Here is a 12226-nt window from a genome sequence, read left to right on the forward strand (position 1 = left end):
GCTGTTTCGTTGGGCGGCGACAGCGATACCCTCTGCTGTATCGCCTGCGCCATGGCCGAAGCTGTTTACGGCATTCCTGCTGAAATCCAGCAGGAGACCATCAACCGCCTGGATGAACGGATGCTGAAAATGCTAATCCGGTTCCAGAAATTTGTGGCTAGCAAGTAAGACGGAACCTTTCTATATTTGGGTCATGCTTAAAGTTATTAGGGCGGTGACCCGTTTTCTTTCCACCTATACATCCCTTTTTGTAATCGCCTGCGCGGTGGTTGCCTTCTTTGCCCCTGTTACATTTGCCTGGGTTCACGGAAACGTTTCCTCTGTCATTCTCGGCATTATCATGCTGTCCATGGGCTTGACCCTTCGCATTGAGGATTTCAGGAACCTGGCGAAGCGCCCGCTGGACATTTGCGCTGGCGCCTTGGCTCAGTACACCATCATGCCGCTGGTTGCCCTGTGCCTTACGAAAGTTTTCGGACTGGATCCGTATCTCGCTGTAGGTATCATTCTGGTGGGCTGCTGCCCCGGCGGCGTCTCCAGCAATGTGATGAGCTACCTGGCGAAGGGTGATGTGGCGTTCTCCGTGGGGATGACGACTGTTAGCACCTTGCTCGCTCCCATCATGACGCCGCTGCTGGTCTTGTGGCTTGCGGACACCAGCATCAACGTGAATGCAGTGGGCATGTTCCTGAACATTCTCTATGTGACCATCGGCCCCGTGATGATCGGTTTTCTCTGCAATCACTTTTTTGGACATCGCGACGGATTCAAGGAACTGCAGGCCAACATGCCAAGCGTCAGTGTCATTGGACTTGCGCTTATTGTGGGTGGCGTCATCGTGACGGTTCGCCCTCACTTGCTGGCAAACGGTATAACCCTTTTACTGCTGGTGCTTGCGGTGGTGTTCTGCCATAATGCGTTGGGCTATGTGCTGGGTTACAGTGTAGGTCGCATTCTTAAGTTCAATACCGCCAAGAAGCGTACCGTCGCTATTGAAGTTGGCGTGCAAAATGCGGGAATGGCTACCGTCCTCGCTGCAGGATTTTTCGCCAATCCCGAGAACATTGCTGCCAATCCCAATGCCGCCCTGTGCGTGGTTCCCTGCGCCATCAGCTGTGCCTATCATTCCATAAGCGGAACCATTCTTGCCGGCATCTTCGCCAAGTTGGACAAGAAGAAAAACAAGTAAAAATTCTAAAAAAGAGAGTCCTGCGATGAATTTCGCGGGACTTTCTTGTATGAGAGAATCCGCGACACACATTCGCAGAACTTGTAAATAAAAAACAAATCCCGCGGCAGTTTTGCCACGGGACTTGTTTGGTGTTTTGAGGAAAGATCTTACTTGTTGATGATCTTCATCATCTTGTTTTCGCTACGTACCAGAAGTACGCCAGGGCGGAAATTATTCATCTGGATCTGATTTCCGGTTCCCTTCTTGATCACGGTTCCGTTCAAGTCAAGAACAGCCCACTTGGCGGATTTTCCCAGATGGACGGTTCGTGTGGCGGCATCGTATCTAAAATCCGCGCCGTTCAAACCGCCTGCAGTCTGTGCGATTGCATCCGTGCTGCTGGAGCTTACTTCAGATTCGCCTTCCGCAGAAGAAGAACTTTCTGCAGCTTCGCTCTCGGAGGAACTTTCAGGCTGAGCAGTTTCAGAGGAAGTCGGTTCTACGCTGGAAGATGATGCAGGCTTTTCGCTGGAGCTGGAAACCTCGGGAGCAACAGAGCTGCTGGAAAGCTCCGGAGCCTTGGCCTTTACCATCTTGATTTTCTGGTTGTCTGCGCCGGTGCGAACCCAGGTAATCACAGGCATGCCCACTTCCTTGGAAACGTTCAGCACATCGCCCACGAAGTCGCTTTCGTAATCGCCGTAAAGGAAGTATCCCTTGGCCTCGGAAGCGTTTTCAATTCGAATCTCGCAGGGAGTCTTGGAAGTCTTAACCGTATCCAGCAAGGTGGCAGAGGGGCAGTAGTAATTGCCGGTGCCAACGTTCTGCAAGGAATAATGACGGCGGTTCTTGTCGTTGTGGGTTACTTTCCAGTACTGGTTGCGATCGTTTTCGTTTGAGGTCTGCTGTACCACGATTCCGTTTGCATCTGCAAAGCTTAAGTTGCTGTGGCTTGCAGTCAGGCGGAATTCACCGTTCTGCACGATGGCGTTATTCACCTTGTCTACGCCGGCAGTGGTGCGCTTGATCTTCTGGATTTTTGCGTCCTGGTCGTAATACAAGTAGTCGATGTTCACAGACCTACGGTAAGTCCAGCCGCCGGGAGCTGTAGCGCCGTGATACATAAAGTACCAGTGGCCCAGGTAGCGGAAGATGGCCTGATGGTTGGTCTCGGAATTTTCCATCTTGTCGTTGATGGTTCCCATCTGTGTCCAGGGACCGTTCATGCTCTTGGCCATGGAGTAGTTGATGGTGGAAGGATAGCCGGAAGCGTAACTGAAGTAATAGTTGCCGCGGTACTTGTGGACCCAGGGAGCTTCGAAGAAGTCTCTGATCTTGACGTCCTCGGGAGTGCCCGCAAGTTCGATCATGTTTTCCTTCAGTTTTACACGACGGCCTGCGTTCCAGGAACCCCAATACATCCAGATGTCGTTGCCATCGTAGAAAATGGCGGGGTCGATGTTCAAGGCAACGTCATTGGGTGTGTCGTCGGTAATGAGAGCGTGACCGATGGCGTCTTTCCAGGGGCCAGACGGATGGTCCGCCACGGCAACGCCGATGGCGAAACCTTCGTCGCGAACAATGGTCCTGTGATGCACGGCAACGTACCAGTAGTACTTTCCGTTACGGTATTCGCAATGACCGGCGAAGGCGTTTCCCGAAGCCCAGGAGAACGTGCGCCAAGAGAGAACAGCGCCGTAGTCGTGGTAGTTCTGCATGTCGTCGGTTACGAGGACATGCCAGTCGTTCATCAGGAAGAATGCGTTTCCGCCCTGAGGACCCTGTTCGTCGTGGCCCGCAAAAATAAACAAGCTGTCGTTATGGACAAGTGCCGCTGCGTCGGCAGAATAGAATGCCGTAGTCAGCGGGTTTGCTGCCATGGCCATGGCGGCTGCGCCAAGCCCTAGAAGAGCGGCGGCGCAAACCTTGATTCCTTTGATTTTTTTACCCAAATTCATACATTCCCTAAAAATGTGGCAAGACTGGGGCGGCTCCAACCCCAAACCCCAGCCTTGCAAATGTTATTCCAACCCTTTAAAGTTCATTAGCGCTTTACCACTCTGAAGATGAAGTTGCCTTGAGGAAGGTTTTCGACCTGCACTTCGGACTGCATGCTTACAGCCTGGCGCTTGATAACCTGACCCATGGAGTTCATGACGAACAGGTTGTAGTTGCCGACCTTGTCGAAACTTACTGTGTAGCCGTTGCCGTTGCGTGCGACAGAGTAGCCAAGCTTTACGCCAGCGACCTTTGCGAGACCCTCAGTATCTGTGGAGGAACTGGATTCTGTTGCGGTATCGCTGCTGGAGAGTTCTGTGGAACCTTCGGAAGAGGAACTTGTCACTTCTTCACTGCTGCTAGAAGCCGGCTGTTCGCTGCCAGAGGAGGCGGGCGGATTGACCACGGAGCTGCTGGATTCTGCCGGAACAACACTGGAGCTAGATGCTGCGGGAGCGGGAGCGCCATTACCGAACTTGATGTTGCCCACCAGGACTTCGCCGCTGTTGCCGGTAGCAGCCAGGTAGAAGTCCTTTACACCCTTAAGCTTTGCGGTTGCAGAACAGGAAACTTCGGTCCAGGTGCCGGTGCCGCAAGTAGAAGGAATGGTGCACTTGGAAAGTTCGGTACCGCTCTTGGAACCGTCGCGGATACTCAAGGTACCGCCGCTGCATTGCTGGAGCTGAATCTTCACATCGGTACTCTTGATGGAGTCGGTCACCACGTTTTCGAAGATGGCGTAACCGCCAGCCTTGATGGCGAACTGATCCTTATCGGTCAGGCGAACCTTGATACCGTTATCAAAACCGTTAGCCGGGATAGTATCGCGAATCACGCGGAGGAAGTCGATACGGTCCAGTTCTGCAAAATTCTGATCCGGTTCCACTTCAATGAAGTTACCGCCACGCTTGAGGGTTGCGGGAATCATGGCCACGGAATTTTCCGGGAAGTTGCCCCACGCACCAGTCTTCGGAAGCTTTACGGTCTGGGACTTGCCATTGACAGTCACCTTATGGGTGGCATCTGCATCGCCGCCGTTGGCATAACGGTAACGCATGATGTAGTCGCCGGCCTGCATGATGTTCATGGGCAGGCGAATCTTACTACCCTTGGTGTTGATGTAGCCAACGTACTCGCCGTTGGAAGCGTCGTTTGTGTAGTTGAAAGTGATGTCACCAGAAACTGCACGAGTCATGGCGCCATGTTCAGCTTCGGCGCTCAGGTAACGGCCCAGGAAGGGCTGACCCATTTCCGGCCAGTTGTCATCGGTAAACACAACGTCACGAATGTGAATATGGTTGAACTTGTCGCCAGTCAGGTCGTAGTAATGATGAACAAAGCGAATGCGGTTCAAATCCTTGAAGGCTTCGCCACCGCCGGGACCAACGTAACGGCTGTAACGCTGCATCAAGATGGTGCCGCCGCCGTCGTTCAACTTCTTGCCGCTACGGTCGTAGTAGGTGCCGTTCACCTTGTCGGCGCGGCCCATGGCTGTCTTGTAAGTGGTCTGCTCGATTTCGTTGCCCTGCTTGCAGCAAACGTCCCAAGCGGTAAACAGGAAGTACTTGCCATCATGTTCAATAAGGCTGGGGCCTTCGATACCCTTGCCACCACGGGAAGCAATCTGGTAATTGGTCTTGTCGTCAGAAGCCTGCTTGCCTGTATTGGGGTCAAGCTTCACGAGACGAATGCCGCCTGCGTTCCAGGAACCGTAAGTCATCCAGTATTCGCCATTGGCAGTCTGAACCACGTCTGCATCGATAGCATTGTAATTGTTGCTATTGGTGGTACGTACAATTTCACCCTGGTCAGCCCATCCTGCAGAAGGGTTGCTGAAATCCAATTTGGAGTTTGTGGCCAAGCCGATTGCAGAAGTTCTCTGGCCAAACACGGAACCGCAATAGAAAATGCCGTACTTGTTGCCCATTCTGAACAAATCCGGAGCCCAGATGCCGTCATGCTTGCCACCTACGGCCTGGTGCAACCAGCTGTCCCAATTAGGCTTGTCGCTAAGGGCGCGGCCCTTGCTTGCCCACTTGACCATGTCTTCGGATGTAGACATGGCCAAATTGTTGTTGGTGGACATCAGAATGTAACCGTTTTCATCACGGAACATAGTAGGGTCGTGACCGCCCTGACGATTATCCTTGGCGTACCAGTCGGCTGCAAACACTCCATTTGCCAACATGGCCAGGGATACAGCGGCCAAAACCCCACTGTGTCCACCCAATTTCTTGTTTAATCCAAATCCCATAACACTCTCCTTTTTCTAGGATAACCTAAATCTACACTAAAATGAATAAAAAGTCAACACTTTCTTTAAAACTAAGTCTACAAAACAATAAACATTTACATTTTTTACAAATAAAAAGTCTACATTTGGCCAAAAAAAGGGTATATTTAGGGGGTCAGAAAACCTGAGTTTTGACAAGCCTAGGACAAAGGAATATATTTAACTTAAGTTTTGCGCGGGGTATGTTTGGGCCTTTGCGTAAAAAGGAGAAGACATGCCGGGATTTCTTAAAGGAATATCTTGGAGTAAGAAGGTCCTGTTGGGCGCAGCTGCGCTGACGGCCTTTTCTGTGAATGCCCAGGCAGCAACCACTGTGGTTGTGGACCCTGCAAAAAAATACCAGGTTTTTGAAGGCTGGGGTTCCAGCCTCTGTTGGTGGGCCGAAAAGGTTGGTGCCTGGAGTCAGACCAATCGAGACAAGCTCCTGAAAGACATCACGGATACCGTGAACGGCCTTGGCTACAATGTTTTCCGTTACAATATCGGCGGTGGCGACCAGCCCGGCCATAACCACCTGACAAAGGGCGATGGCGCTGCAGCCGTGCCCGGTTACAAGCCTACCGAAAAGGGAAATTTCGACTGGACCGCAGACCCGGCCCAGCGTGGCGTGGCAATCGCATTGAGCAAGATGGTCAAGGGTTCCATTTTCGAAGCCTTCAGCAACTCTCCTCCTTGGTGGATGACCAACAGCGGTTGCGTTGCCGGTGGCAAGGACGGTGCCGACAACCTCAAGGCCGATTGCTACGACGACTTTGCGGATTACCTTTCCGAAGTGGCCAAGCATTTCAAGGACGAGTGGGGCATTACCTTCCGTACCGTGGAACCCTTCAATGAACCCAGCGCAGGCTGGTGGGCAAGTGGCAAGGACCAGGAAGGTTGCGGCTTTAAGAATAACCAGTCCGCCATGATTATCGAACTGGGCAAGGCCCTAAAGAAGAAGGGGCTTTTCCCGGAGACCTCCGTAAGCGCCGCCGACGAATCCAGCATTGCAGACGCAGTCAAGCAGTGGAAGGGTTACAGCGCCGAGGCCCGCTCCTACATGTTTCAGGTGAACACCCACAGCTATACCGGTTACGGTTCCCGTGCCGAGCTGTACAATTCCGTGTTCGCCGCCGACAAGAGAATTTGGCAGTCCGAAACCGGCCCCCTTCACAAGGGCAACAGCACCGAGGATATTACCCTCTGGATGGCAAACGTCATTATCGGCGACCTTCGCGACATGAAGGCTAGCGCCTGGGTTGACTGGCAGCTGGGCGACCCCGCTACCAACTGGCGTACCTTTGCGCTGGATCATTCCAAGCAGTCTTATAGCTACGGCCCCCGCTTCTATATGCACGCGGCCTTCAGCCGCTTTATCCGCCCGGGTTCCCGCATTATCGATAGCGATAACGGCAACACTGTGGCTGCCCTCCGGCCCGATGGCGCCCTGGTGATCGTTGTACGTAACAGCGGTTCTTCTGCCGTAGATTACAACTTCGACCTCAAGGGATTTACATCCACCGGCTCTGTTGTTAAGGTACGTCGCTTTGAACTGCCCGGCAGCCTCAAGCAGATTTCCGATTTGACAGTCAAGAACAAGACCGTGTCTCTGACGACTCCCGCAAACACCATCACGACCCTGGTAATCGCCGATGCCGAAGACAGCGGCGTGTGCGCTCCCTCCGACATTATCCCCTACGTCAAGGTTCATAACGGCGGCTGGAACGAGACTACCGAAGTGGCCGCAAGCAAGGGCGACTCCATCGTAATCGGCCCGCATCCTTACGATGGCGGCCGCTGGGTATGGGACGGCCCCAAGGACTTCCACCAGGCTGGCCGTGAAATCCGTTTCAAGAACATGGACGGAACCTACAGCGGCATCTATAAGGGAACGTACACCAACGCGGTTGGCTGCGTCAGCACGGTAGACATCAAGCTGATTGTTGACGACCCGGAACATCCGTATGTAGAACCTGTGGAACCGCCGACAGATACCGTAGACGTTCCGGCTGATACCACCGTGACTCCGCCCGACACTACCGGGGCTCCCGCGGATAGTTCTGCTACTCCCGCGGATACAAGCGCAACGTCTGGCGATACAACCGGCACCGCCATCGCTTCCGTCAGGAATTCCGTAGGCTACTCCGTCTCCTTCGCAGGCGGCGACCTTCACGTGGCCGCTCCCCGCCAGCAGTTGCGTGTGGCCGTCTACGACATGCAAGGTGTCCCTGTGGCCAACGTACAGTTCAACGGCGGCCAGACCGTGATTCCGGTGGCGAACATCTCCCGCGGCGCCTACATCGTGCAGATCCGCAACACCCGCGGTACGGTACTGTTCCAGCGCACTCTCCGCGCGAAGTAACAACCTGAAACCGCGAAGTAACAGCTCGAAATAGCGCGAAGTAACAACCAGAAACCGCGGCTTAAAATCTCGCCATTAAAAGCTCCGGCCTCACACGAGGCTGGAGTTTTTGTTTAAACCCACACGTCATCCCTTCGGCAGGCTCAGGGCGGGCTCTGGAGCAGCGTCTTTCTTCCAACGTCATCCTGGAGCAGCGAAGCTGCGATAGGATCCAGGAACTCCCCGCGAGAGGGGGAAAGTATTTTTTACAAAGAATTCCTGTGCAAATGAGACGTTTGCTGCGTGTATATAAGTAGGTAGGGACTGTTCTACCTGCGAGCCGGCCGCGTCGCCGGATTATTCAGGATTCAAATGGAAAAAAACAAGACGAAACTCGCGGAATGCGTTGACAACGCAACTGGTGTCGACAAAAAGGAGAAGATTATAGACTTCTCGAAAATCTATATCACCGACAGGTTCATGTTCCCGCTGGTGATGAGCCACAAGGAAATTGCCAAGCCTTTCATCGAGGCGGCTCTCGGCATCAAAATCTATGACCTGAAGGACCCCGAGCAGGAAAAGACGGATCAGGTGAACGTCTTCGCGAAAAGTGTTCGCTACGACGTTTTTACTCAGGAAATCAACGAGAAGGGCGAGACAACTAGATCATTTGACTTGGAAATGCAGATTGTGGATACTCAGGAGTTGCCTAAACGTGCGAGGTACTACCAGTCAGTTCGTGACACTTATGAACTACATAAAGGAATTCTGTATAGCACTCTCAAGGATCAGTACGTGCTATTCATCTGTCCTAATGACATATTTAAAAAGGGACTGCCTATTTACAGTTTTCAGAACTACGCTACTGAAAATAAAAACATCTCTCTTGATGACCGCACATTCAAGAATTTTTTTATCTTTAGTATGTACGAAAAACTTTCCGATACACATCCTCTTAAGCCGTATCTGAAATATTTCGCAACCAACGCAGCTGATTCTGCGGAGACAGAGGAAATTCATTCCAAGGTCGAATGGTACCGAACGGATGGCATAACACAGGAGCGCTATATGACATGGGAACAGGAAATCCAGCTTGCAGCCGCCGCCGCTGCTGAAAAAGAGCATGAGCGAAACCAGAAGATTATCGCCGCAAAGGACGAAACCATCGAGAAGCAAGAACGCGAGATTGCCGAACTCAAGGCGAAGCTAGCTGAAATGCAGAAATAAAACGAAAGGACCCCTGCGGGTCCTTTTTTTGCAAATGTCAGCGCATTCCATGGGCAATATCGTCCAGTGTCATCCCTTCGACAGACACTCCGGTTCACGAGCATGTTTTCTCAAAGCAAACCAGTCCACTAAAGCATCGTAATCTGTTTTGGGTAAACCGCATAATTCCCAAACGGCAGTGTTTAACTCATCTTTGTAATTTCCCATTCGGTGACAGATTTGCAAAGCGCTTTCCATGCGTCCTCTCGCACGGCCGTCATTGAAACCTTCAGAAAACGTAGAACTGGACGACTTATTCCAAAATTTCAAAGATTTCTTTCCAACGCGTTTCATAGCTATCTAATTCGCTCCTTTTGACAATAAGGTATTCCATGGCAAGTGTTAAGGCGAGGCTAAATGACACGGAGGCATCCCCGCCAAAAACATGGCATTTTTCATGAACAAAAGTTCCAAGGGCCTCGTGAAATTTTAGAGAGTCAAAGCACCTGCGTTTCAAATAAATTGCCTTTGTGCGGAACTTAAAGGAGATTCCCTGGTTATTGAATTTTTTTGAATAATTTTTCACCAGGCTCGCCATTCCTGTAACACCTGGCGAATCGTTACCTATGATTCTTTGATCGTATTTAGCTGTACTGTCAAAAAAATCTCCATATATGTCTTGGACAACTTCTTCTAAAAGATCGAAGGCCCTTTGTTCATGCGGCAAAAGTTCCGCGTCCATTAGCATTCCGCCATTTTCTTCGCAAGCCTCTTCCAAGGACTTGTAACCCATCAAGGCGAATGTGTTCTGCCCAAGAATGTATTTGGTACTCTGTTTTTTAAGCCAGCTTTCCGCCTGCAACCTGCGATTCCTGCCGTACTGGGTAAAGATTGGGCTAATGCAGAGTAAATTAGGGAATTCTTTCACGAATAAATCTCGTACACTTTTATCTTCGCTAATTCGCCTTACAAGCCCATTGACTATCGGATACCAACTCTTCGAATCATAGTTTTTCGCAGGGTATTGCCGCCACACCTTCTTCATCTGTACAAGCATTTTCATTGCGCCACTTGCAGAAATGTTGTCAACAACGTGGCCAATAACACGAATGATTTCACTATGGTAAATCGTTTCTCGTTCGTGGTCGCGTTCCTCGTACGAATGCAGGCATACAACCAAATCGAACGGAATGGATCCCCTCAATTGATAACTGCAAAAAACAGGACCTCTGGGTCCAAAACCAAATGTAAAAGGCAGCGAATCGGAATACGATTCTTTGGCACTGTAATATACAGCGCCTTTTTTCCCTTCCCATATAAGTTCTCCTAGCAAGGGATTTTCTGGATAATAAAAGGAATTCACAACCTCCTGAAATAATTCATAATCACTGGCGCTCACGCCTTCTAATTCCAGGCATGTTGTGTCAGATTTGTCTTCAACAACGTCATAGGCAAGCATTTCCATGTGTTTGCCATCAATTTGGTGGTCAATGTCAATAACTTTCAAACTCCAATCGCCTGAGCGCATTCTCACAGTCCACTTTTTATCACGATATGCGCAAAGTGCCGCAATTTTAAAGCCTTCGCCAAAATAGCCTGCATGGGTTTCCTGGCCGTCCCTTTTCGTGGATGCTCCTATATGCACAAGCCATTCATAATTGAAATTTATGCCAGCAGCCTCTAGCTTCACAACCCCCTCTTTATACGAGAGTGAAAAACCGGAATGCCATTTGTCGTAACCTACTGCATCATAAAAATTTTGCAGAAAATCTCTGGCGATAGAAAACGTTTTCCATTTTACGGGATACGTCAAAGCGATATTCAAGGGAACAATCGTACTGGATGACGTTTCATGAGATTCTTTATTGAGCGTGTTATAAAACAAAACGTACCTCTCCTTAGAAAAGAGAAGTACGTCAGGCAGTAATGTAGGTACAAATTAAAAAGCTGGCAAGGTGCGTAAGAAAATTTTACAAAAATAGGAGGTGCAAGATTCAGCAAAAAAGCGTGTATAATAATGAATAGGGTATTCTACTTATTCCGCGGCACAGGTGTGCGGTGAACTCGAATAAAGACTAAAATGAATGAATTCCTTCATCACGATTCTTTCTGCAGGGACGTCCTTTCCGATGTGGACACGTTCCTGGAATTTATGGATTATCTTGCGTCCCAGAATGTGGATCTGCAGGCAATCATCAATCTTCTGGATATGAAAACCTTGGAGCGTATTCCGGGAGACTTCAGTGACACGGCGAATACAGGGTATGCGGATCTTGCGTTCCGAGCCAAGGTGAAATCGGAGTACCTTTCGGGTGAAAAACCCGTGCAAGTGTGCGTAGGTTTCCTGTTGGAACATAAGTCCCAAAAGGATAATGACGTTCTGGAGCAGCTCCGCAAATATCATTATCACCTGATGGTAGAAAAATTGAAGGATAACGCCGGCAAGGGTATTCCTTCCATCGCCATTATCCTCTATAACGGTACTGAAAAATGGAATCCTCTGGATAAATATGACCGTTATCCGAAGGTGTTGCGCGACATAGTGCTGCCATTTAAGTGCGTCTTCGTGGATGTGGAAGGCGTCGCAGACGAAGTTTGCCTTGAAAAGTTCAGCCCGCGCCTAGGTGCTTTCATTGTCGCTTTGAAATATGTGCGCGATTTGGAGCCTCACAGGGATATCTTAAAGAAGACTCTTGAACGACTTGATCCGGAAAAGGACCTTGACTTGATGGTATCCATTGATGTATATTTAAGACGTTGGATATCGAAAAACTTTAAGGAGGTTTTCAAGATGGATTTCGTCAGACCGCCCTATAAGACAATTGAAGATGACGCACGTGAACAGCGCGAAGCCCTTGAGCGGAAGGTCGCCGATAGGGATGCGTTGATTGCTGACAAGGATGCAAAACTCGCAGACAAGGATGCAGAAAATGCATCTTTGATTGCCCGCATCAAGGAACTTGAGGCGGCGCTTGCTGCTAAAAATGGCTAAGTAGTTCTCTGTCACTATAAAATTTAGGCTACCCTGAATGATCGGGGTAGCTTTTTTGTTATATGAATCGGTTTTACAAAATCCACGACCCGTTTCGCGGCTATACGCCCTAACGCGTTGTTACGTAATGACGACTTACAAGTGACTTGTCTTCGGCAACGCTTTTGTGTATATTGTCAGCCGAGTGAGTAATCCCCATTCGTGGGGCAAGTAAAACTCTCTGCTTGACGTCGTTGCCTTAGTTTA

The 12226-nt window shown here is 50.3% G+C and carries 7 protein-coding genes; 4 read left to right on the forward strand and 3 right to left on the reverse strand.

Going from position 1 to position 12226, the window contains the following annotated elements; genetic code table 11:
- Positions 1-193: 193 nt before the first annotated feature.
- On the forward strand, positions 194-1189 hold the full coding sequence (locus MJZ26_13325; GenBank protein MCQ2106758.1) for a bile acid:sodium symporter family protein: 996 nt from the start codon (positions 194-196) through the stop codon (positions 1187-1189).
- A gap of 149 nt (positions 1190-1338) precedes the next feature.
- Here the strand turns inward: MJZ26_13325 and MJZ26_13330 are convergent, their stop codons facing one another.
- Together MJZ26_13330 and MJZ26_13335 are read right to left on the reverse strand one after the other, a co-directional pair.
- Positions 1339-3129: a family 43 glycosylhydrolase gene (locus MJZ26_13330; protein MCQ2106759.1), complete on the reverse strand. Its 1791-nt coding sequence runs from the start codon at positions 3127-3129 to the stop codon at positions 1339-1341.
- Between the two features lie 86 nt (positions 3130-3215).
- Positions 3216-5423, reverse strand: a complete 2208-nt coding sequence (locus tag MJZ26_13335) for a family 43 glycosylhydrolase (protein MCQ2106760.1) — start codon at positions 5421-5423, stop codon at positions 3216-3218.
- 253 nt (positions 5424-5676) lie between these two features.
- Between MJZ26_13335 and MJZ26_13340 the strand changes: the two genes are divergently transcribed.
- Positions 5677-7803 carry a T9SS type A sorting domain-containing protein gene (locus tag MJZ26_13340; GenBank protein ID MCQ2106761.1) on the forward strand — a complete coding sequence of 709 codons (2127 nt, stop codon included), beginning with the start codon at positions 5677-5679 and terminating at the stop codon, positions 7801-7803.
- 351 nt (positions 7804-8154) lie between these two features.
- Positions 8155-9009 carry a hypothetical protein gene (locus tag MJZ26_13345; protein ID MCQ2106762.1) on the forward strand — a complete coding sequence of 285 codons (855 nt, stop codon included), beginning with the start codon at positions 8155-8157 and terminating at the stop codon, positions 9007-9009.
- Between the two features lie 292 nt (positions 9010-9301).
- Here the strand turns inward: MJZ26_13345 and MJZ26_13350 are convergent, their stop codons facing one another.
- The gene (locus MJZ26_13350; GenBank protein ID MCQ2106763.1) at positions 9302-10813 is read right to left on the reverse strand and encodes a hypothetical protein; all 1512 of its coding nucleotides are present in this window, start codon (positions 10811-10813) and stop codon (positions 9302-9304) included.
- Between the two features lie 255 nt (positions 10814-11068).
- On the opposite strand from MJZ26_13350, the gene MJZ26_13355 reads away from it, so the two are divergent.
- Complete coding sequence (locus tag MJZ26_13355) at positions 11069-11980, forward strand: Rpn family recombination-promoting nuclease/putative transposase (GenBank protein MCQ2106764.1); 912 nt, start codon at positions 11069-11071, stop codon at positions 11978-11980.
- The last annotated feature ends 246 nt before the right edge of the window (positions 11981-12226 follow it).

Origin of the sequence: Fibrobacter sp. (assembly GCA_024398965.1) — a bacterium.
Classification (GTDB): Bacteria; Fibrobacterota; Fibrobacteria; order Fibrobacterales; family Fibrobacteraceae; genus Fibrobacter.